Origin of the sequence: Entomospira culicis (genome assembly GCF_028748145.1) — a bacterium.
Classification (GTDB): domain Bacteria; phylum Spirochaetota; class Spirochaetia; order WRBN01; family WRBN01; genus Entomospira; species Entomospira culicis.
The window spans coordinates 1,396,761-1,419,807 of the sequence record NZ_CP118181.1 but is presented as its reverse complement, the minus strand read 5'-3'; the positions used below and the strand labels follow the sequence as shown (position 1 = coordinate 1,419,807).

Below are 23,047 nucleotides of genomic sequence, written 5' to 3'. Positions count from 1 at the left end.
ATATTATGTACTAGGCGCTTATCTTTTTTTGATTAGTTATTTATTAAGATAGGCAAGCAGTGCGATAGCCGCATCCTTAGGGCCAGATGTTTCGTTGCCTTTAATACCAAGACGCGTCTTGAGTTGCCCAATTTCGGTACGATTCTTCGCCAATAGAGTAAAGAATTGATCCAAAAGCTTATCGGTTTGCTCCTTACGTTGCACTGGGCCAAAGGGGTTGGCAAAGTACGATTTCACCAAGCCCACCTCTTGGGTTGTCCCTTTTGCCATGCGTGCGCCGTCGATGAAGACTTGCTTAGCCTCCTCAAGATTGGTCATAATATCCATCGCATTATTGGGATCGTCGCTGTAATTGTTGGCGTATAAGAAGAGGTCGATGGGGTAGCCACGAACAATCTCTTCATAGGTAGCTACGGGAATCACCACGCGTGCGTTGATGCGATCGGGGTTCATAAAGATAGCCCGATCGATCTCACTATAGGCATAGCTGGGGTCAAGGTCATCTAAACGCACAAACGCACCAATCTCAGTACCGTAGGCGCGTACTTGTCCACCTTCGTCGTAGATAATGCCCATGTCGTCAAAGATAATTTTGATCTCTTTAATGCCATTATCCTCTAGTCCGCGCAGAGCCTCTAGTGTTTCAGATTTTCCAGCTCCGCTATCTCCAATAATCACCACGTGCTTAGTTACATCATTATTCATGGTGATAACCGCCATCGCACCGTGCAAGGGGAGTCCTTGCCCATTAATGCCTTTAACATTATGAAGCGTGAGGAGCATCTTCTTCATGTAGCCAAAGTAGTCGATCTCCTCGCTGTAAGAGGCGTAGCCTACCATCATGTTGCGTTCTTTATCGTGATAGAACGCGGTGCCCTGCTTGCCATCTTCTACCCCATAGGCATAGATGAGATCGGGTTTTCGGCTATGGACTTCGGCAGGACTTGCCATCTCAAAGAGGTTGGCAAGGGTGATACCCATCGCCATAAAGTCGGTATGAAAGTAGACAAGCGCAAGATACTTGCCCACTTTGGCAGGATAGCAGATAAATTTTTGGGCATCAAGGCGTTGATTTGTGAGAGGATTCTCCATAACCTCTTGAAAAATACCGTCGCGAGTGTTACGGCGCGAGTAGGTAATAAAGGGTGGCGTAAGATAGATCGATTGAATGACAGGAATTTCCCTAAAAATCGCATAGGTATCGGTAGCAAAATCTAACGGGGTGCTATTGAGCACCAAGCCTGCATTGACCCCAGCGATGACTTGTCGATAGACCGACTGCGAACGCTTGGTAAGCTTCTCCATGACGATTTTATAGGAGCTTAATATCATCTCTTTAAAGTCGTTGTGCGACTGCACGAAGTAAGCATTTTGAATATCTTGCCCCTCTTGCGTGCTGTAAATGACAGCATAACGTTGGAGCGATCGCCAATAGGCAAAGAGTGTCTCTACAAAGTCGATAAGCGCAGGCTTGTTGAGGAGATATTTTTGTAAATCTGGGTGGGCGCTAGAGAGACTCTTGGTGTCGAGCACAAGGAGCATTTTAAGGATATTTAAGAGATCCTCGGCAAGCTCCTCGTCGTTGTTTCTGATAGCGATAAGCGTATGATACAAGGGCTTATCCTTTCGCTTAAGATAGGCAATGTGCATCTGCAACACGCGCTTAAAGCTCATGCTATTGAGCAATTCGCTCTTACCGGCGCAGTAGTCCTTGGTGAAATTTAAGATTGCATTAGCATGGCTAACAGAAAAAGCATCGATCATTGTAAAGGGTTCATTCATAAATTATCTCCTCTTGAAGATGGGTTATATTCTTATTTTATCACAATTATATTAAAAAGACAACCACATAAAGCAACATAGCTAGGTCTGCTTTATGGGTCATGTTATATTAGTGAGAAATTCGCTCTAGCGTGCGGGTAGCAAGAATATCTACGCCTAGATCTAAAATATTGCTGACAATAACATCGCCCACTTTGATAGGCGCATCTACTTGGGTCTTAGCGAGGGCTTTCATCACATCCATCATGCGCTCTTTAGGTACGTCGCTACTGGTAACCACGGGTAAGCGCGGAACAATCGCTCCCTTAATGGCGATTGTGGTGGTGAGCATTCGGCTGGGGGCGGTAAGCTCTTTTTGCGCATAAATCGGGCCACGCTTGCAACTATTGCCACTAAATTCCCATGGCTCTTGTCGGCGATCGACCTCAATATGACAGCCTTTGGGGCAGATAATACAGATGACTTCTTGAAGTTCGTTCATGTTATGCCTCCTCCTTGTGTAGCGCTAAGGTAATGTGCTGGGCTTGACGCACCGCATCATTGATATCAACTTCGATGTACTCCATCTCGGCGGGTACCACGTGCGACTTGAGACTCTCTTTAATCAGCATGCCATCGGCAAAGATCTGTATCTTTACACGATGATCGGGGCTCTTTACTCTAAAGTAGAAGCGCTGTTTAGCACCAAGTGTCTGCGGTTTGATAGATTGAGGCACCACGTAATGCAACCCCGTATGTGCAGTTACCTCGATATGTCTCTCTTCGGATATTTGGTTAGAGAGATAGTGCATCACTCCATCCACACAGCGCCTTGCCTCGGCCACGACATAATCGACCACATCATGCACATGAAGCACATTACCACAGGCGAAATAACCGGGTATCGAGGTCTGTAAATCGTTGCTTACAATCGGGCCTTTGGTTGCCTTGCTTAATGCGATACCCACGCCTTCACTCAAACTATTATTGGGTAGTAATCCAATGGAGAGGAGCAGAGCATCCACCTCGATATATTGCTCTGTTCCTTCGATTGGCTTTAGATTTTCATCTACTTGCGAGAGCTCAATCGCTTGGATACGCTCTTTGCCGTAAATTCTGGTAACGGTGTGCGAGAGATAAAGTGGAATGTGAAAATCGTGCAGACATTGCACAATATTACGCGTAATACCATTGGGCTGACGCTGAATCTCCGCAACACCCACGACCTTTGCGCCCTCCAAGGTCATGCGCCTTGCCATAATCAACCCGATATCACCACTGCCCAAGATAAAGACCTTCTCTCCTACAAGATAGCCATCCATATTGAGATATTTTTGCGCAGCTCCCGCGGTTAGGACCCCAGCTGGGCGACTCCCCGGAATCGAGATTGCTCCACGTGGGCGCTCTTGGCAACCCATGGCAAGAATCACTGCCTTGGCAAAGTAGCGCACAAAGCCTTCTTTGGAGACAATCATGACACTACGATCGGGGTTGAGCATGGTAACCGATGCCTCTAGCAGATACTCAATGCCAAGTTCATACACCTTGTCGATATAGCGCTGGGCAAAAGCAGGCCCGGTAAGCTCTTCTTTAAATTCATGCAGACCAAAGCCATTATGAATACATTGTAGCAGAATGCCCCCAAGTTGATTCTCACGTTCGACAATGAGGATACTTCTAAGCCCGCGTGCATGCGCCTCTACGGCGGCCGCTAACCCGGCCGGGCCTCCGCCAATAATGATTACGTCGTACTCTTTACGTGCTTTCATGTCTTAAAAATCTCCTTACTGTCGCGTTTTAATACTGCTGAATTCGGGCCGTCGTGCAACACCTCTTTTGGCGATATGCCCATCTCTTGCGAAATAAGGCGTACAATGGTAGGCTCACAGAATCCCCCTTGACAAGGACCAAAGCCAGCACGCACGCGCTTTTTAATGCCTTTGATGGTGTGACTACCCACATTGCCGTGCATTGCATCGCGGATCTCTTGTCGGCTAACATGCTCGCAGTGGCAGATTATCACACCGTAATCAGGGTGATCTTTTACCTGCTTGTGCTTAGTGATGAGGGTGGTAGGTTGATACTCTTTGAAGTTCGTTTTGCGAGGTAATTGCTCAAACGCAGCGAGATCAGCAAGATACTTAGCAATAGCAGGTGCGCTAGCTAGTCCGGGCGACTCAATCCCGATAACGTGATAGAGCCCTGTATTGTATTTAGACTCCTCGATAATAAAATCATGACGTGTAGAAGAGGCTCTAAGCCCCGCAAATTCGTGGATAATCCGATCGGTAGGTACGGTGCTCATGGTGTTTTTGATCTCTTTAATGAGATAGGAGAGTCCTTCTTTCGTGGTCGTAACATCATCAAAGTCATCGATCACCTCGGAGGTAGGGCCAATCAAAATCTCTCGATTGCTAATCGGCACCGCCAAGACGCCCTTGCCTCTTTCGGTGGGTAATGGAAAGATAATATGATTGACATACTTATAGGCTCCACGCGTAAGGACGAAGTATTCGCCTTTACGTGGGGTGATGGCATCTTCGGTTGGCTCGATCATCTTTTGGATCTCTACTCCAAAGAGACCAGCACAATTGATGACATGATGTGCCTGAAATTCTTCGCCACTCTTGGTCTCAATGGTATATCCCTCTTGCGCCTTACGCAGTGCAACAACCTCTTGTCCTAGCTTAACCTCCACCCCGTTACTGATACTGTGATCAAAGAGTGCGAAGGTAATCTGCCAAGGATAGACAATGCTTGCCGTTGGTGCTAAGAGCGCCATCTTGACGGTTGGGTTGATCGCAGGCTCTTGGGCTAAGACCTCTTCTGCGCTCAACAACTCTACCTCTACCCCATTGATGGTCGCTTGATCTTTTAGCTCATGCAGACGCGCAACGCCCGCCTCATCGAAGGCAACGGTAAGGGATCCCATTTGATTGAAGGGGATCTTATAGTAATGACAAATATCTTTGTACATCTGATTACCCTGCACATTGAGCTTCGCTTTGAGCGTGCCGGGTTTGGGGTCGTACCCTGAATGAATAATCGCGCTGTTTGCCATGGTGGTCTGATTGGCGAAATCATTCTCTTTGTCTAGCACTAGTACCTTCACGTCGTAGTGAGACAATTCCTTGGCAATAAATGCCCCCACGACGCCTTGCATGGTAGGTAGATGGTAGATGGTAGATGGCGCTAGCTTGAGGCAGATCTATGATATTATCTGTAGGCTCTCTCTTTTTGGTTGGTTGGCCAATTAAGAGATGTTCTCGCACTAGAGATTGAGAAACTCCACCATAGCCTTGGGGGTGAGAGGTTATAAATCTCGTAGAAATTCCTGCCATATGGGTTGTTTGCATGGTTAGTAAATCCAGACGATAAAGCTCTCCGAGTTCTGACTGAAAGAGTAAATACGCTTGCTCTGAATGATAGTAAAGAATTCTTAGGGTTCGATTATAGTCATTGAAAAAAAATGAAGGAAAGTGCTCATGGTTAAGGATATATTTGCGGAGTACGCGCTTTTTTTCTGTGGAAAAGAGCGTTAATGTTGTATACTCGGCATGATAATGTTCGAGTAAAAGGTTATTATCATTGATTGCATAAATAGCCGTGGCGTTAGCAATCTCTGCATGAAGAGAGGTATCTAGTGCTAAGGAATTTACTTCTCCGGTGTGGAGATCGTAGCGAAGGATGCGCATCTCCTCTGGTGCATCGATAATTTGTATACGTTGTGCAAAGCTAAAGAGGTAGCGCCCCTCTTGCCAATCGATGATGGGATGGTTTGCGTGGAGTATCTTCCACTCATCTCTCCTCCAATCAGGCCAATATTCAAGCACATTAAACGACTGCATGTTTTGGGTGTTTACATTGATCGCACTCACGCGACTAAGACTACTCACGTTGATCAAGTAACCAAAATTCGTTGATTTTCTCGCTTGATTGGCTGAAGTCGTGATAGCGCCGATGAAGAACATGGTGAGGAGTAACCCAATAATTACTAAAGATTTCGGTAGATTTTTCATATTTTTTTATTTATCGGCAACAGCAATCAAAAGAATGAGATATTACCTACGCGATGAACGTAGGTAAGTTATTCGTATATGTGATCCCGCTTGGTTAAGAGGCATGACCCATAGCGTATCAGATCGAAAGGTAATGATATGGTTATGGCGTGATCGGTTTGAGTGTTTTATAGAGTTCGATATTATTTTTGTAGATTTCCACGCCTTTGGCAAAGCGTGCTTGTTGCTCGGGGGTGATGGTTGTGAGCACTTTGGCCGGTACGCCAGCCACCAGTGAGTTGGGGGGAATCACTTTGCCTTCGCCAACCATTGCACCGGCAGCGACAATCGAGCCTGCACCGATGGTTGCCCCGTTCAAAATAATCGCGCCCATGGCAATAAGGCAATGATCCTCAATGGTGCACCCATGAATGATCGCGCCATGTCCGATGGTAACCTCCTTACCAATAATCGTAGGAAATTCGTGGGCAACATGCACCACTGTATTGTCCTGTACGTTGGAGCCTTCGCCAATTTCGATATAATTATCGTCGCCACGTAAAGTTACATTAAACCAGATCGAGACATCACCAGCAATACGCACATCGCCAATCACATCGGCAGAGGGAGCAATAAAGCTATGCTCGGCAAGGCTAGGGCGCTTATCGGCTAATTGATAGATCATAAAATCCTCCTTTTTCTCGCTTCTTTATGAAAAGATATTATTGATCTGCTGGGTTACGCGCACAAAGGTGGTACACTTACTCAACTGCTTAAGATTTTGTGCACCCACATAGGTGCAGGTGCTACGAATACCGCCCAAAAGATCGAGGATGGTGGCTTGTACGGCACCGCGATAGGGGATTTTTACGGTTTTGCCCTCACTGCTCCGATACTCAGCCACGCCTCCGTGATGCTTTTTCATTGCGGTGTCGCTACTCATCCCGTAGAATTGAACAAAACGTTTGGTCTCGATGATAGGTTGCTGGGTTGCTTGATCGAGTTGCTGGGTGAGGTGATGCTCTTCGATTAACTGACCTTCGCCCTCGTCGTGCCCTGCGAGCATGCCCCCAAGCATCACAAAATCAGCGCCCGCGCCAAAGGCTTTTGCTACGTCACCAGGATTGGTGCATCCGCCATCGGCAATGATGTGTCCGCCCAAGCCATGCGCAGCATCGGCGCACTCGATGATGGCGCTAAGTTGCGGATAGCCCACGCCCGTCTGTTTACGGGTGGTACAGACCGAACCTGGCCCGATGCCTACCTTCACAATATCAGCCCCACGCAAAATAAGTTCTTGCGTCATATCGGCAGTAACCACATTGCCGGCCATGATGGTGTGGTTGGGATAGAGGTTGCGTACTTTTGCGACAAAATCGCCAAAACTCTCGCTATAGCCATTGGCAACATCGATACAGATAAAGGTGATGTGTGGGTTGTCCCGCAAGATATCTTGCAGACGTTGCCAATCTGCCTCTCCCGTACCGGTACTCACGGCAAAGTGATGGGGCGAAATGGTTTGCGCGAGTTGGGTAATCTCTTCGGCACTAACGCTCTTCACCAAGGTGGTAAAGAGTTTGTGCGAGGCAAGCGCCTTTGCCATACTCACCGTACCTACGCCGTCCATGTTGGCTGCCATAATGGGCACGCCTTGCCACTGTTTCTGGCTATGTTTAAAGGTATAAGTGCGCTCTAGGCTCACCTGCTTTCGGCTACTCAAGGTACTGCGCTTGGGCATAAAGAGCACATCTTTAAAATCTAGCTTCACGTCATCGATAATCCGCATCATTTACTCCTATATTGCAAAAAAATTCCATAGGTGGTAAAGATAGCCAGTACGCAACTAGCAAGCGTCTTTACTATTGTAGTATAATGATAATTATCGCTTTGTCAAGGGTAGACAGGCACGATTAAGATGCGTATAATAGCATATAAGAATATAAGAGAGAGATTGATGGATAGCATGAAGGGATATCGTTTTTTTGTTGCCATAATGGTGCTGATGATTCTCTTGGGGTGTCGGTGGGAGAGAGCACAAATTTATGATACGCTAGAGGTTCTACAGATCAGCGATCCTCAAAAGATGGCAGTAATCAGGGAGCAGGCAGAGCTTGCGTTTACTAAACAGAATGTGAGTACAGAGATAAAAAGCGAATTAGGTGTCGTGGGCATAGCTTTTTTTTACTTGCAGGATACTTATGGTTGGATTTACGGATCGCGTACAACGCTTTATCATGGTGGATTTTTAGAGAGGAAAGATTTATCGGCGGTGTTAGAGGATGGCATTTGGCACGTGTATCATAAGAAAAAAGCCGTGATGCAAATGCGTCAAAGTGATGGTGGTATCGTGAGCATGGCTGGTTTCGGGGAAAACGCAAAGCAACAACGTCTGATGAACGAAGGGTTTGTTTACGATGCAGACTTGGCGGTAAAGCGCGCATACCTTGACGCAGGCAAGGGGCGCGAACAGATGAGCTATGAGGTTTTTCCTTACTACAGCGAAGCAGAGCAAGATGTGATTTGGTACGTGCGTCTGGGTGTAAACCAGCTAGCCATACCGGGCTATATGGCGATCCGTCAAAAAGATGCGGTTATCCTAGGGCATAGCTATGGCAAGTATTGTGAATAAGAAAGAATATAACATTAGGAGAGAGACCTTAATCTAGTTCTCTCCTTTATTCGTTTAAAAGTTTTTTGTCAATACACAAAAGGGAATGTTGGTTGTTTGATCAACCATAAACGCTACATTATCCCAACCTCGAGATTTAGCCTCTTCTGTGATTGCATCTTTAACGGTACTAGTAACATTTGTGGCTTCTATACCAGTCTTTTTAACATAGAGACCTAATATTTTTTCTCTATTCATAACAATCTGTGGCTCATTAGGTGAACGATTATTAGGATCAGGCCATTGCCACCTACCGCCCTTTCCGTTTACTTCAGACATAATAACTTCTTTGTGCTTTAAATAGTAACTATATTTTAGCATAATTGATTTGTTTTAGTCAAGAGTGATTTGGTGGTTCTTTGTTTAGCCTTTGGGCGGGGCAAATTGGGGTAGATAGTAAAATGTGAGGGCGGGATTGGTACGATCCCCTCCTAGAAACCACCAATCAATGATATCTTTTTGCCAGAGTAGGGTGGCGCGCTCGTCATTTTCTACCTGATAGAGGCGCATTCGATAGGAAGAGAATCTTGGTGGCCCACTCTGGTCGACAATCAGGAGTTGATCGGGCTTAACCATTACTAGGGTAAAAGGCGTATACGCGTCTGATTTTTTTACCTTAATGGATAGTGGAATGGGCTTAAGCGCGAGGGTTTGAAAGTGGAAACGCACCAAGCCAAGGTCGCGCTCGGTAAAGAGCCACTGATGATTGCGAATGTTCGTGGTTGCGCTGTAATAACCGCCATTTTTAAATGATAGCAGATAGATAGGCAAGGCAACACTCTCTGCTTTGGGAATATCGTAATAGTGTAGTTGTCGCGCTTCGCCATAAAAATAAAAAATACGTTGATATAGCGGATCATAATGAAGAACGTGGTGGCTATATACGTTGAAATTTGTATTGGTAAATAGCTCTTTTTCAATCGTGTTGCTTTCGATATTATAAACGAGAAAATGCCAGGGTTCTTCTCGTGGAAAAGAACTGATAATGCTAAGGCGTTGGGCATCGAGGGCACTTAATATGTGATAGGATCGATTGGGGTCTAGTTGCCCAATCAGCTCTTCGAGATTAAAGGCATAGGTCTCGCCTGTAAACATGTCCCAGCGAATAAAGTCTCTAGCTAGCGGGTAAAAAGGTTGGTGACTGTATATGGTGTTATCTGTGATACTATTGGCGTATTTATAATCCTGTAAACGAAAAAAGTGATAGCGACTCTCTTGCTTATCACTAATGAAAAGGGGCGTAAGGTAGCGTTGACGCTCCTGATACCACGGCTTAGCAATATCGCGATAGGTTAACTCTTTAGAACGTGTATTGATGGTCATCATGCGATAGGGATCGGTAAGGTTGACAAAGTAGCCATCGGTTATGCGATTGCTATCGGGTTGTGGCTTGGCGCACGATGCCAATAGAGTCATCAGGAGAAAGATTCGCTTCATATCTATATGATAGCAAAAATCGATAGAAGAAACAAGGGTACAATCGCTTGCCCCCTTGTTCTTTTTTACCAATAATAAAATAGTTTAGGGCTTGTCAAAGACGCCAAAAACCTCTTTGCTAATCACCATGATCTTATTGATTTTGGGCAGATGCGCCACCTCCACATCGCTGTGGGTACTAAAGTCTAAGTAGGTAAGCGTTTGGTCAGTAGAAGGGTTTTTGATGACGTGCGCACCCCCAGCACCGGTAGGAAAGGAGATGATATTGCCAGCTTTTACCGAAATCTCGCCATCGACGGTCTCGATAATGCCCTCTCCTTTAATAATATAGAAAATTTCCTCATTCGCCTCGTGGTAGTGGTAGCCGTATGCGGTACTACCGGGTTCTACCTCAACAATATTCGCATGGCACTTCTGTAGTAAGCCCTCACTGCTGGTGGCCTGTACGTGGTAGGTACTGCCATCGCGGGTGGTGGTTTGCTTGGGAAGGGTCTGTATATCGGTAATTTCGCTCTTCTTCATGATAATCGCTCCTTGGGTGGTTTCATGTTATCCATTTTATGTGCCGTTAGTATAGGAGCCGGATATTATTTTGTCAAGCCCCCTTTAGCAGGTGTTGGATTTTTAGCGCTTCTTTCGCGCCTCTGATGGCAGTATTAGTTGTGGAGGGTAGTAGAATTTACTCCAACCGACATAAGTAGCCTTCTGCTGTTGCCAGAGGAGGGTTGCGGTCTCTTCTTGAATTTGGTAGATCTGATATTTTTGTGTAGAGCTTGTGCCGTAAAATGCAGGATGGAAGATTTGATTTATTAACTTATCCCAGAGCGTTCTTCGGCTGGTGTGTACTAAAATCTTGTCGCTATCAATAAGGTAATAGTCGCCATGGGGTAGACTCTCGGGTAGGTAGGTGGCTATCTGCTGGCTGGCTAGATGGTAGATGGCATACTTGTTATGATGCGTCACTAAGAGATACTCCTTTGTCCAAGAGCTAGAACTACGGGTATAACCGAAGGGATGGTGAGTCGTGAATTGAGTTTCTATGCCGTCGATCTGGCTGGTTTGCATTGTGGTTAAATCGAGTCGATAGAGTTTGCCATATTGTGTGAATAATAAAAATTTTTCTTGGGGATTGTAGTATTTAATGGATAAAGTTTTCTCCTTTGAGGGAGCAAATAAGTCGGGGAAGTCGGTATAGGCAATGGTGTGCGATTGGAGAACTTTGTTCTCTTCGATGGAAAAAAGTTCCAAGATAATATATCCTTCGTAGAAATACTCCTCACTAGAATTTTTGTGCGGATTGTGCGTGTGGTGTAAGAGCAGATCGTTTTTATTTAGCGCATAAATATAGGCTGAATTGTTGATAGCTTCATGGAGAAAGCTATCGAGTTCTAGAATCTCTTTCTCTCCTGTATAGAGATCGTAGCGAATGGCATGAAGACCGTGTGGCGGATCGATAAATTTGCCATTTACATACCTACTGTGTTGTTCAAAGCTAAACAAGTAGCGCCCTTCTTGCTCGTCAATAGTGTAGTTTAGTATATCCCATTCAGCTCGATAAGGGTGCCAAGCATTGAGAATATTGCGAGATTCTCTTTGATTAGTGGTTAAGTTGATGGTATGAATCTCTTTGAGACTGCTGATGCTAAGTAGGTAGCCAGTGGTTTGCGGGCTTTTTGCATTAAAAAAGAGCATTCCGATGCTTGCCAAAGCACCGATTAAGAGAAGTGGCGCAAGTTTTAGCATGGTAGAACGTTTCATTCTAACTCCTTTTTTGGGGTTTTCGTATTATTATACTCTTTTGTGGAGATGTGTGTCAAAGGACAGGGCTTAAAGGTATTTTTTGATAATTTTTTTGGATAGATAAGTTGTTGTTTAGTATGGATATAGCTTGTGTTTTTGGGCAGGTTTACAACTTTTTTTGTAATTTGTGGGAAAAAGGTGTTGACAAAAGTTGGGCAATGAGTTATAGTATAGGAGGTTGAAGCGAAACGAGATTGAGTTTTAAATCGGCTAATGGTTTTAAATTACAGACGAGATTATTAAGTGGTGGCTAAGGCGTAGCGTAAGGCACTAGAAGAGGCTTGATAGTTTTATATAGAGCGAAGGGATAAAGATTAATATGGTCAAGTAAATAAGAGTCCATGGGGAATGCCTTGGAGCTATCCGGCGATGAAGGACGCGGTAAGCAGCGAAATGCGTAGGGGAGATGCAATCAATCTATGATCCTGCGATGTCCGAATGGGGTAACCCACTAAGGTGAAGCCTTAGTATCGCACCTTGAATAAAATAGGGGTGTAGAAGCCAGACGTAGGGAAGTGAATCATCTAAGTACCTACAGGAAAAGAAATCAAACGAGATTCCCTTAGTAGCGGCGAGCGAAAGGGGAGGAGTCTAAACCAGATAAGAGTGTAACTTTACGGTGTTTCTTATTTGGGGTTGCAAGAGTACATGCGAGAGGGCGTAAAACCTCTTGGGTGAGTAAGAAAACTTAGTTATAGCCGAACGGTTTGGGAAGGCCGGTCGAAGAGGGTGAAAGCCCCGTAGGCGAAATGATTAAGACTCACTGGTGTATTTCTTAAGTACGGCGAGACACGAGAAACCTTGTCGGAATCTGCGGGGACCACCCTGCAAGACTAAATACGAGATAGCTACCGATAGTGAACGAGTACTGTGAAGGAAGCGGTGAAAAGCACCCCGGGAGGGGAGTGAAAGAGAACCTGAAACCATGGACTTACAAGCGGTCAAAGCCTCTAAAGGGGGTGATGGCGTGCCTTTTGTAGAATGAGCCTGCGAGTTATCATATGAAGCGAGGTTAAGCAATAGAAGTTGCGGAGCCGGAGGGAAACCGAGTCTGAATAGGGCGTCTTGAGTTTCATGTGGTAGACCCGAATCCGAGTGATCTATTTATGGTCAGGCTGAAGCTTGGGTAAGACCAAGTGGAGGGCCGAACACTAGTCCGCTGAAAAGGGCAGTGATGAACTGTGAATAGGGGTGAAAGGCTAATCAAACTCGGAGATAGCTGGTTCTCCTCGAAATGTATTTAGGTACAGCCTCAATTGTTTAGTTAGCGGGGTAAAGCACTGATTAGGCTAGGGCCCGTCACTGGGTACCAAACTTAGTTAAACTAAGAATACGCTAACTCAAAAGATTGGGAGTGAGACTGCGGGCGATAAGGTTCGTGGTCGAAAGGGAAAAAGCCCAGACCGTCGATTAAGGTCCCAAAATTATGCTAAGTGGAGAAGGAAGTGCCACGGCAAAGACAGCTAGGAGGTTGGCTTAGAAGCAGCCATTCCTTAAAAGAGTGCGTAATAGCTCACTAGTCGAGTCGTGGTGCGCCCAAAATGTAACGGGGCTAAGCATAATACCGAAATCACGGATTGCACACATTAGTGTGTGATGGTAGAGGAGCATTCCCTAGGGCGATGAAGGTAACTTGAGAAGGTTGCTGGAGCTATGGGAAGAGAGAATGCAGGCATGAGTAACGAAAAGGAAGGTGAGAGTCCTTCCCGCCGAAAATGTAAGGTTTCCAGGGTAAAGGTTGTCTTCCCTGGGTGAGTCGACCCCTAAGGCGAGGCTGAAAAGCGTAGTCGATGGGAAGCAGGTTAATATTCCTGCACTTCTGATAGTTTCGAAGGAATGACGCAGAAAGAGAATATCCGCCACTTATTGGATTGTGGTCTAAGCATTAAGCTGATTGAAAGAGTACAGGTAAATCCGTACTTTTAGGTAAGATGTGAAGGAGAAGGCTGTAAGAAGCTGGGAGGGATAGGATTTATGCTGCCAAGAAATAATTTCTAAGGTTAGGCTATTGGGAATCGTACCGTAAACCGACACAGGTACATGAGAAGAGTATTCTAAGGCGTACGAGAGAACTAGAGTTAAGGAACTCGGCAAAATACATACGTAACTTCGGGATAAGTATGACCACTGAGAAGTGGTGGCACAAGAGAGGTTCGGGCGACTGTTTACCAAAAACACAGGTCTCTGCTAACTCGCAAGAGGAGGTATAGGGGCTGACGCCTGCCCGGTGCTGGAAGGTTAAGAGGATTGGTTAGCGGGTAACTGCGAAGCTGAGAATTGAAGCCCCAGTAAACGGCGGCCGTAACTATGACGGTCCTAAGGTAGCGAAATTCCTCGTCGGGTAATTTCCGACCCGCACGAATGGCGTAACGATCCGGACACTGTCTCAACTCTAGACTCGGTGAAATTGAAGTATCGGTGAAGATGCCGATTACCCACAGTTAGACGAAAAGACCCCGTGAACCTTTACTGTAACCTGATATTGAGATTTGGGCAATCATGCGTAGGATAGGTGGGAGACTATGAAGCTTGGGCTTTGGCTTGAGTGGAGTCGTTGGTGAAATACCACCCTTGATTGTTTAGATTTCTAACTGGTGCCATAGAACTGGTACTAGGACATTGTCAGGCGGGCAGTTTGGCTGGGGCGGTCGCCTCCTAAAGAGTAACGGAGGCGCGCGAAGGTTACCTTATCTTGGTTGGAAATCAAGAGGAAAGTGCAAAGGCAGAAGGTAGCTTGACTGCAAGACGCAACAGGTCGAGCAGGTACGAAAGTAGGTCTTAGTGATCCGGCGGTCGCGAGTGGAAGCGCCGTCGCTTAACGGATAAAAGGTACTCCGGGGATAACAGGCTGATTTCACCCAAGCGTCCATAGCGACGGTGAAGTTTGGCACCTCGATGTCGGCTCATCGCATCCTGGGGCTGTAGCAGGTCCCAAGGGTATGGCTGTTCGCCATTTAAAGCGGTACGTGAGCTGGGTTCAGAACGTCGCGAGACAGTTCGGTCTCTATCTGCTGTGGGCGTTGGAATTTTGAGGAGATCTGCATTTAGTACGAGAGGACCGATGTGGACTAACCTCTGGCGTACCAGTTGTTCCGCCAGGAGCAATCGCTGGGTAACTATGTTAGGAACGGATAACCGCTGAAAGCATCTAAGTGGGAAGCCGGCTTCAAGATGAGAATTCCCTGAGGTTTTATGCCTCCTAAAGAACCCGTAAAGAACATGCGGTTGATAGGTTGCAGACGTAAGCATAGCAATATGTTCAATCGAGCAATACTAATGAGTCGTGAGGCTTGACCATATTACTCTTTATCTCTTGGTGATAGGAGATAATTTAGAACTATATAAAGAATAGTAATAAATATCCTAGCGATGATGAAAAGAGGGGAAATACCCGTTCCCATCCCGAACACGGAAGTGAAGTCCTCTTTTGCCGATGGTACTGCAGTAATGTGGGAGAGTAGGTTATCGCTAGGTTTTTTTATTTCTCAAGGACAAATAAATCAAGACATACCACGAAGAATAGAAGCCATGAGCTTCTTTTTTTATGTATCTTATTTCTATTGTGCGCTATAAAATTAGACAGAAGATAAATTATGCATAATCTAAGTTTACTCTCTTTCCATCTTCTTTCCCTGCTAAGCTTGATGCAAATCCTGTTATATGCTATACTTGTTTTGCTCTAGTTTGACGCAATATAGAAAGAAGAATTGTCTCTATATGGGGGAAATTGCATGCAGATACCTGTGGTTTTAGCGATCAATGATGCTTATCTTCAACAAGCGAAAGTACTTATCTACTCCCTGTATGATAATGCAAAAGAAGAGACACGTTATGATGTCTATATTTTACATTATAAATTATCGCTAGAGACGCAAGAAGCACTAGAAATATTCTATAAAAAAGAGAATTTTCGCGGTAGATTGACCTTTTTAGGGATGAGCGAGGCACAGTGGCAGAGCATTCCGTTTGTGGGCAAGTGGGGTAAGGAGACGAATTATCGTCTTTTTTTACCAAATCTTTTACCGCATCTGGATAAAATTATCTACTTGGATGCCGACGTTTTGGTCTTGGCTGACCTGACGGAGTATTATGCACTAGACTTAAAAGAAACTGCGTTTGGTAGTGTGATAGAAGATATTTTGGCTTTTCGTCGATACTATGTTTTTACGCAGTTGGCAAAGCTAGACAAGCAACATATGAGTTATCAAGCAGATTGGGAATATATTAATGCAGGAATTTTATTCCTGAATTTGAAAAAATTACGTGCTATCGATTTGGAGGAGAAGGCATTACGTTTGCTCTCTTTGTTGCCGAAAAGTGGCTTCTGGTTGGAGCATTTTCGTCCGCCTCATATTGATCCTCTGATTATGCCTGATCAAGATATTCTCTTTTATCTGGCATTCGCCTATACCGATGGCATTACTTATGTGCCTTTTGCCTACAACTATCTGTTGTTTGTGCTGGCTAAATCGCAGATAGAGAATGAGGCCAGTGCGGAGTACGAGGCGTATTTGGCGTTTTTAAATCGACGCGTACCTAAAGATGTAGCCTTGCCGTCATCACCAGTCATGATTCATTTTGCTGCGATGCATCCGTGGAAAGTGTTACACATGAAAGGGCGTTATGCCGATCGTTATCATGTGTATGCGAAAAAAATTGGTTGGAATAGTACGAAGTATAGTTATTTTTATTTTTTGGCAAAAGTGAGGAATTATATTAAGCATCGTTTGCTATTGCCCGATTTTAAAGAGCAAATGCGCCGTGTTTTTAAGCGTGTGTAACCGAGGAGAACAAGATGCGAGTGCCGATTGCTTATGCTATAGATGATGGTTATGCCAAGATATTGTTAGCGCAGTTGATTGCCCTGTATGAACATGCGAATCCAGAGACGATTTACGATCTCTACATTTTGAATGGCAAGCTTACCAAATCGCACCGTGAGGCAATCGTTGGCTTGGTAGCAGAACTTAATGCGCAGGCGCAGGTAACTTTTTTGGATGTCAGCTTCGCCCAGCAACAAGCGATTCCTGATATCGCCCCTTGGGGTAGAGAGACCAATTATCGAGGCTTACTCCCCGAATTTCTTCCGCATATCGAGAAAATTCTCTACTTAGATGCCGACACCTTCGTACTAGGGGATCTTTCGCACTTAATGCACCTTGACTTAGAAGGCTATCTCTTTGCTGCCACAGCCGATTACTTTGCTACCAATCGTAATGTCATTGAGCTTGGGGTACAGGAGAATAACTTTGCTATTGAGCCGATTGTGCGTACTTTTGGCTACATTAACGCTGGTGTGCTCTTGATGAATCTTGCTTATTGGCGAGCGCATCAGTTGCAAGCGCACTTTATCTCTTTACTCAATATTATTAAAGAGAAGAAGATGAACGCCTTACCCGATCAGGACGTGCTCAATTATTTGGCGATTAAAGACGGGGTCAACCGTATCTTTTATCTACCGACAACCTATAATACCTCTTATACGATGGGTACGGACTCTTTAGCGGATAGGCAGGTGGATATGGCGCGTCATGGGTTTCATCATCGCCTCTTCTCCGAAATCCAGCGTAATCAGCGCGATAGTTATGTCGATCGTACGAACACTTTACTGGAGATAGATCGCATGATGATCCTTCATTTTGTTAGTAATAAGCCTTGGGCGCACTATCGCTTTACTGATCGATTTGTACCACTCTTTAAACCTTATGCCGATCGCGTTGGCTTGGTGCTAGCACCGCGTAAGCGCCCTGCTCTCACGCCATCACGGGTGTGGAAAAAACTTAAACCGTATCACAAGTGGATTTATCTCTTATTTTTATTTAATATATTATCGGTATTAGGGTTGAGCTATCTGATATCTTTACTTTGGTAGGAGGAGCTACAATGATTCCTGTGATCTTTGCAATTAATCAGGCGTATACGCGGCAGTTGCGGGTGGCGTTGCTTTCGCTTTATCGTCATGCGAAAGAGGCGACGCAATATCAGGTGTATGTCCTGCATTACGATGTAACGATTGATAGTCAAGAGCTGATTTGCGCCGAGCAAGAGAAACTCCATACGCGAGGCGCACTGGAGTTTGTGAGGCTATCTGATGAGCAATATACAAAAATTCCATTGGTGGGTCGCTGGGGTAAGGAGACCAATTTTCGCTTGTTACTACCAGAACTTATCCCTAAGGGAGATAAGGTCATCTACTTGGATACCGATGTGCTGGTGCTAGCCGATTTGGCCGATCTCTTTCGCACTCAGCTGGATGACTGTTGGTTGGCAGCTGCCATGGAGGAGCGGGCTGGCTATCGTAATTATACTATCGCGAGCTTTATGGCGCAGGCCGAAGCGCAAGAGCTTACATTTGTGCCTCAACGTTCGCCCTATATTAACGCGGGAGTTTTGGTGCTCAATGTTGCGTTGATGCGAGAAAAAGATATCACCCCACGTGCGTTGCATCTTTTAGCACGATTACCCGCTCACTGGTTTGAGAATAGTCGTTACGACTTCTTCCTGATGCCCGATCAAGATATCTTATACTACCTAGCCTATCAATCTAGCAAGGGCGTGCGCCACTTACCCGATCGCTATAATCATATCGTGGGTTACTATTATTATAAGGATATGCCAAAATTCGCCTCACAAGAAGCGTATGCGCACTGGCTAGGTTACATTGATAGCTTGGCTGGCAAGCATGCATCGCAAACGTGGGAGGATTATCAACCAGCGATTATTCACTATGCCGATAGCGCCCCTTGGAGTAAAAGGCGTGGGCTTGTCCCCTATGAAGCGCTCTATCGCGCGTATGCCAAGGAGATTGGTTGGAAGCTCCCGAACAAGTGGCTTATCAACCTGATAACATGGGCTAAGCGTCGTTTCTTTTATCGCAAAACCACGCGCGATGCTTGGGGGCGTAAGGGTATGGCACTCTTGGCGCTTAATATGCTTATGGTAGGATTAGTTCTAATGATAATGACGATCTGGCTTGTCTTTTAGAGATAAACCATGTATAATAAGCAGGAAAAAGGAGAAGAAATAGATGCGAATGCCCATCGCCTATGCCATTAATGATGGTTACACCAAGCCGTTAATGGCGCAACTGGTAGCTTTGTATGAACATGCAAAGAAAGAGACAATTTATGACTTATATATTTTAAACTATCAATTAAAAGAAGAAAATCGCAAGCTTATTACGAATTTAGTAGGCGAGCTTAAAACAGAGGCGAAGGTAACGTTCTTAGATATTACGGATGCTGAATATAAACAGATTCCGTTGCTTGGACAGTGGCCTAAAGAAACTGATTTTAGAGGATTTCTACCAAGACTATTGCCTGATATAGATGTTTTGCTTTACTTGGACGCTGATACGTTAGTAATAGAAGATTTAGCGCATCTGATGAATATCGATTTAGATGGATATTACTACGCGGGATGCCGAGATATATTTGATCATAATAAGCAAATCTTAAATTTAGCGTGTGTGGAAAGTAATCATAAGGTTGTGGATCTTGTGCTGAATTATAATTATATTAATGCTGGTGTGTTGCTCATGAATTTAGCATATTTACGCCAAAATAATTTTTCGCAAGATTTTTTGCAAGTATTAAAAAAAGGGGTTGATGCGCAGGTATTGGGATGTCCAGACCAAGATGTTATCAATTATTTAGCTATAAAAGATGGGGTAAATCGTATTTATTATTTACCTGCAAATTATAATAGCCTATACCTTTTTGGGGCTCATCATAAAGAGCAAAGGATTACATTTGATGCAGAGAGTGCAACATGTGATGATCTAAAATTTCATGCTGGGATTGCTCGACGAAATCAGTTGGTGCGTGATCCATCTCTAATAAGGGATAAAATTATTATTTTCCATTTATCTGGGTTAAGCCCTTGGCGCTCAACTAGACCCAGAGATGAATTTGTACCCATGTTTAAACCTTATGCCGATCGTGTTGGGTTAGAGATACCTCCACTTAAAAAAAGATATCAAAATACTAATTTTCACATCATTAAAAACTCTCTGCGTGGAAAGAACATTTATAAATTACATAGAAAAATAAAGGTGGCATTGCTATTCGCCTTAGGGGTTGGATTTGTCCTTGGTCTTATCAGCACGATCTCTATCGGCACATAATAGATAAAAAGCAGGGCGCTATCACCCTGCTTTTTTCTTGTCGTAATAACTATTGGATACCATAGCCCCCAGAGAGCTTCATGCCACCCATAATGTTGCGCGCTTTAAAGCCTTTGCTTAGCAGGTAGCGGGTAGCGATGTAGCCACGCACGCCCACCGCACAGTAGACGAGGATCTCTTTGGATTTATCTAGCTCGTTCTCGCGTCCATGGCGGAGTTCGTTTACAGCGATATGGATGCTCTGTTCGAGTTTACGTTCGGCAACTTCGGCGTCGTCGCGCACATCGAGCAAGATTTGCTTGCTAGGGTCGATGTTTAGCGCCTCTTCAAAGCGCGCGTGAGGCATCAGCCCTTCAATGATATTGCGCGCCACAAAGCCCGCCATATTGAGAGGCGATTTTGCCGAGGAGTAGGGCGGAGCATAGGTAAGCTCCACTTCGGCGAGATCGTATACCGTGCCTTTAAAGTGCATCGCCATGGCAACGCTATCGATAAATTTATCTACGCTATTTTGGCCAATCGCCTGCGCACCTAAAACCTCGTAGGTGTTGGGGTCGTAGAGCATCTTGATGGTGAGCGCGGTAGCCCCTGGATAGTAGGTGGCGTGGCTGTTGGGGTGAATGTAGATCGGCTGATAGGCGCGACCGACGGCTTGCAGGGAGCGTTCATTGCTTCCGGTGGCGGCTGCTGCGAGATCGAAGACCTTGAGGATGGAGGTGCCAAGAACCGAGGTAAAGGACTCTTTTTTATCGAAGTGAAGATTATTGGCAACGATACGTCCCTGACGGTTGGCAGGCCCTGCAAGGGGGATATGTGCCTTGCCCCCTAGCACGCGATGGTCAACCATAATGGCATCACCAAGGGCATAGACGTTGGGAACGTTGGTTTGGAGGTGCTCATCGACGAGGATACGCCCGCGTTCATCGAGATTGATGCCACTGTTGGCGATGAATTGGGTGTCGGGCTGTACACCAATCGCCAGCACGATGAGATCGGCCTTGAGTGTTTCGCCTGTTTCAAAGTGGATAACAACTTGGTTGCCTTCTTCGCTAAATTCGATGGCCTTTTTGCCTAGCATTAAGTTGACACCATGCTTGCTTAGCTCGCCTTCGATCATGGTAGCAATTTCGCTATCGAAGGGGGCGAGGATGTGGGGCGCAGCTTCAACAAGGTGGGTGTTCAAGCCGATTTCGACAAGATTTTCAGCCATCTCTACCCCGATAAATCCACCCCCGATGACCACAACATCTTTGGTGCTCTGGAGGTCGACCATCTCTTTGATCTTATCGGTATCGGGAACGTTGCGTAGGGAGAGAATGCGTGGGAGGTCGATGCCCTTGATGGGGGGAACAAACGGTTTTGCACCAGGAGAGAGGACAAGATGGGTGTAGCTCTCGGTGTAGTGCTTACCGTCGGATTCTTCGACGCTGACCTCTTGTTTTTTGGTGTCGATGGCGACGACTTTGCTATTAACGCGCACGTCGAGATTAAAGCGCGCTTTAAAGCTCTCGGGGGTTTGCAGGAGAAGTTTGCTACGCTCGGTAATGCTTCCGCCGATATAGTAGGGCAGACCACAATTGGCAAACGAGACATAAGGATCGCGTTCGAAGAGGATGATTTGTGCCTCTTCATCGAGACGACGTAGACGTGCAACGGTGGTTGCCCCACCGGCGACTCCGCCAACTACGAGAATTTTTTTCATACAATAACTCCTAGAATGGAAAATATACTATGGTTGACAAGCAAAAACCTTTTCGCCTTAGATTGAAAATAAAAGATTGCACTCATCACGTTTAAAGATACACGAAAAAGCGCGCTTAGGTAAAGTGGGTTGGAGGGAAATTTATGGGGATTCTTGTCTAAAGCAGCGGTTTTGGGTATACTAAAGAGAGGTTTTATCTGGATGAGACGGAAGGAGGCGGGTGTGAAGAGTCGTTTTGGATTGCTATTGATGTGGGTGTTCCTGCTGGTGAGTTGTATGAAGGGGCAAAACGAAAGGGGCGCGCTCTTTGGGGTTGCTGATGAGGACTCTTTTACGACGCGTCGTTATGAGGATGGCTGGCTGGTTGGTGAGGGCGATGCCGATGAACGTTGGTACTTTATCAACTACGGCGATTACAAACTCTATGCCTACCTTGGCGATGCAACCCATGGCGATCTCTATCATGTGGGGAAGCACCGCGCTAGCACCGATGGGGAGGGCAAGATTATCCCCTTAACCTTAGAAGATTTCGATTATGTGGAGAATGCCGAGGCAGATTTTCACTATGAGATTATCACCCGTATGCCCAAGCCCGAAGATAATCTTGCCGATATTAAAGCCGAGCTCAAACGTTTTCTCCAACAAAAATATGAACACTTCGAGCTGGTGAGCGAGGGCAGTGATTATATCGAGTATGTTGCCGATGGCAATACGTATTTTCATGGACTTGTGCTCTCCAAAGGGCTTCTTGCCGAGGATGAGGCGCAGAGTCTCACCTTGCGCGAACTGGTGGGCTATAGTAGTAAGGAGCATTACGCCCAGTACCGCGAGGCCTATCGTCAATCGTTTATCACCAATCGAAATATCATGCTCTATCACGCCTACAAACAGGGTTATCTGCCTCCCTATAGCATGGATGAGCTTAATCACTTTATTGCCTCGGTGGATAGAGATTTTGATTATGAGGGTGGGAGAATGGTAGAGAACCCACCGCGCGATACCACGTATCCCGATGCCATTCCGATTAATTATGGCGATTATGATTTATTAGTCTTTGCCAACAATGCGGTGTTGGATCGCATTTATTATCTGGAGAAATTTCGTACCCTCATGCCCTACAACGACGGGAGCACTGCCCCAGGATTACTGGAAGATCTCGACTATATCGCCAATGACGACCTCGATTTTCACTATGAAATCATCACGCGTATCCCCACGGTACAGAAGGGCTTAGAGGCCTTGCGTCAAGAGCTTATCGAAAGCCTTAAGGCGCAACACCCCGATTTCAAACTCCTTGAGGAGGGGCTAGACTTCATCGAGTATTCGGCCAACGGCAACATCTACTTCCACGGACTCGTTCTCTCTCAAGGCCTGCTCCCAGATATCGATGCAGGACACCTCGTCTTGCGCGAGATGATTGGCTTTAGCGAAGCGGAAAGCTATCTAAAATACAAGGAATTATATGAACAATCCTTTTATCACAATAAAGCCATCATGCAAGAAGTCGTCGAAGAGAAGGGCTACCACCTCTTGGAGTAAAATCAGATAAATTCGCT

The 23,047-nt window shown here is 45.5% G+C and carries 18 protein-coding genes and 2 rRNA genes; 8 read left to right on the top strand and 12 right to left on the bottom strand.

What is annotated here, in order from left to right:
* Positions 1–36: 36 nt before the first annotated feature.
* From PVA46_RS06700 to PVA46_RS06670, 7 genes are all read right to left on the bottom strand, one after another.
* Positions 37–1,782 (bottom strand): phosphoenolpyruvate carboxykinase (ATP), encoded by a 1,746-nt coding sequence (locus PVA46_RS06700; protein WP_212603860.1) that lies wholly within the window; start codon positions 1,780–1,782, stop codon positions 37–39.
* 109 nt (positions 1,783–1,891) lie between these two features.
* A complete protein-coding gene (locus PVA46_RS06695; protein WP_167695966.1) occupies positions 1,892–2,263 on the bottom strand; it encodes a DUF1667 domain-containing protein in 372 nt (123 codons plus the stop codon).
* 1 nt (position 2,264) lies between these two features.
* Positions 2,265–3,530 carry an NAD(P)/FAD-dependent oxidoreductase gene (locus tag PVA46_RS06690; RefSeq protein ID WP_167695965.1) on the bottom strand — a complete coding sequence of 422 codons (1,266 nt, stop codon included), beginning with the start codon at positions 3,528–3,530 and terminating at the stop codon, positions 2,265–2,267.
* A complete protein-coding gene (locus PVA46_RS06685; protein WP_246226796.1) occupies positions 3,527–4,924 on the bottom strand; it encodes an NAD(P)/FAD-dependent oxidoreductase in 1,398 nt (465 codons plus the stop codon). The genes PVA46_RS06690 and PVA46_RS06685 overlap by 4 nt, the downstream gene beginning before the upstream one ends.
* Positions 4,842–5,780, bottom strand: a complete 939-nt coding sequence (locus tag PVA46_RS06680) for a hypothetical protein (RefSeq protein ID WP_167695963.1) — start codon at positions 5,778–5,780, stop codon at positions 4,842–4,844. The genes PVA46_RS06685 and PVA46_RS06680 overlap by 83 nt, the downstream gene beginning before the upstream one ends.
* A gap of 142 nt (positions 5,781–5,922) precedes the next feature.
* Positions 5,923–6,444: a gamma carbonic anhydrase family protein gene (locus tag PVA46_RS06675; RefSeq protein WP_167695962.1), complete on the bottom strand. Its 522-nt coding sequence runs from the start codon at positions 6,442–6,444 to the stop codon at positions 5,923–5,925.
* 24 nt (positions 6,445–6,468) lie between these two features.
* Complete coding sequence (locus tag PVA46_RS06670; protein ID WP_246226794.1) at positions 6,469–7,548, bottom strand: GMP reductase; 1,080 nt, start codon at positions 7,546–7,548, stop codon at positions 6,469–6,471.
* A gap of 165 nt (positions 7,549–7,713) precedes the next feature.
* Here PVA46_RS06670 and PVA46_RS06665 point away from each other — a divergent pair, with 165 nt between their 5' ends.
* Positions 7,714–8,388 (top strand): hypothetical protein, encoded by a 675-nt coding sequence (locus PVA46_RS06665; RefSeq protein ID WP_167695961.1) that lies wholly within the window; start codon positions 7,714–7,716, stop codon positions 8,386–8,388.
* A gap of 54 nt (positions 8,389–8,442) precedes the next feature.
* On the opposite strand, the gene PVA46_RS06660 is transcribed toward PVA46_RS06665, so the two are convergent.
* From PVA46_RS06660 to PVA46_RS06645, 4 genes are all read right to left on the bottom strand, one after another.
* Complete coding sequence (locus tag PVA46_RS06660; protein WP_167695960.1) at positions 8,443–8,706, bottom strand: hypothetical protein; 264 nt, start codon at positions 8,704–8,706, stop codon at positions 8,443–8,445.
* An 84-nt stretch (positions 8,707–8,790) separates the two neighbouring features.
* Positions 8,791–9,864: a hypothetical protein gene (locus tag PVA46_RS06655; protein ID WP_167695959.1), complete on the bottom strand. Its 1,074-nt coding sequence runs from the start codon at positions 9,862–9,864 to the stop codon at positions 8,791–8,793.
* 84 nt (positions 9,865–9,948) lie between these two features.
* Positions 9,949–10,386 (bottom strand): cupin domain-containing protein, encoded by a 438-nt coding sequence (locus PVA46_RS06650; protein ID WP_167695958.1) that lies wholly within the window; start codon positions 10,384–10,386, stop codon positions 9,949–9,951.
* A 102-nt stretch (positions 10,387–10,488) separates the two neighbouring features.
* Positions 10,489–11,622, bottom strand: a complete 1,134-nt coding sequence (locus tag PVA46_RS06645; protein ID WP_167695957.1) for a hypothetical protein — start codon at positions 11,620–11,622, stop codon at positions 10,489–10,491.
* A gap of 363 nt (positions 11,623–11,985) precedes the next feature.
* Between PVA46_RS06645 and PVA46_RS06640 the strand changes: the two genes are divergently transcribed.
* The 6 genes from PVA46_RS06640 (at position 11,986) to PVA46_RS06615 (ending at position 19,789) form a co-directional block, all read left to right on the top strand.
* A 23S ribosomal RNA gene (locus PVA46_RS06640) occupies positions 11,986–14,962 on the top strand.
* Between the two features lie 64 nt (positions 14,963–15,026).
* Positions 15,027–15,138 (top strand): 5S ribosomal RNA (rrf, locus tag PVA46_RS06635).
* 257 nt (positions 15,139–15,395) lie between these two features.
* The gene (locus tag PVA46_RS06630; protein ID WP_167695956.1) at positions 15,396–16,445 is read left to right on the top strand and encodes a glycosyltransferase family 8 protein; all 1,050 of its coding nucleotides are present in this window, start codon (positions 15,396–15,398) and stop codon (positions 16,443–16,445) included.
* Positions 16,446–16,459: 14 nt separating this feature from the next.
* The gene (locus PVA46_RS06625; RefSeq protein WP_167695955.1) at positions 16,460–17,536 is read left to right on the top strand and encodes a glycosyltransferase family 8 protein; all 1,077 of its coding nucleotides are present in this window, start codon (positions 16,460–16,462) and stop codon (positions 17,534–17,536) included.
* A gap of 11 nt (positions 17,537–17,547) precedes the next feature.
* Positions 17,548–18,648 (top strand): glycosyltransferase family 8 protein, encoded by a 1,101-nt coding sequence (locus tag PVA46_RS06620; protein ID WP_167695954.1) that lies wholly within the window; start codon positions 17,548–17,550, stop codon positions 18,646–18,648.
* Between the two features lie 43 nt (positions 18,649–18,691).
* The gene (locus PVA46_RS06615) at positions 18,692–19,789 is read left to right on the top strand and encodes a glycosyltransferase family 8 protein (protein WP_167695953.1); all 1,098 of its coding nucleotides are present in this window, start codon (positions 18,692–18,694) and stop codon (positions 19,787–19,789) included.
* 49 nt (positions 19,790–19,838) lie between these two features.
* Here the strand turns inward: PVA46_RS06615 and PVA46_RS06610 are convergent, their stop codons facing one another.
* Positions 19,839–21,491, bottom strand: a complete 1,653-nt coding sequence (locus PVA46_RS06610; protein WP_167695952.1) for an FAD-dependent oxidoreductase — start codon at positions 21,489–21,491, stop codon at positions 19,839–19,841.
* 222 nt (positions 21,492–21,713) lie between these two features.
* Between PVA46_RS06610 and PVA46_RS06605 the strand changes: the two genes are divergently transcribed.
* Positions 21,714–23,030 carry a hypothetical protein gene (locus tag PVA46_RS06605; protein ID WP_167695951.1) on the top strand — a complete coding sequence of 439 codons (1,317 nt, stop codon included), beginning with the start codon at positions 21,714–21,716 and terminating at the stop codon, positions 23,028–23,030.
* Positions 23,031–23,047: the final 17 nt, after the last annotated feature.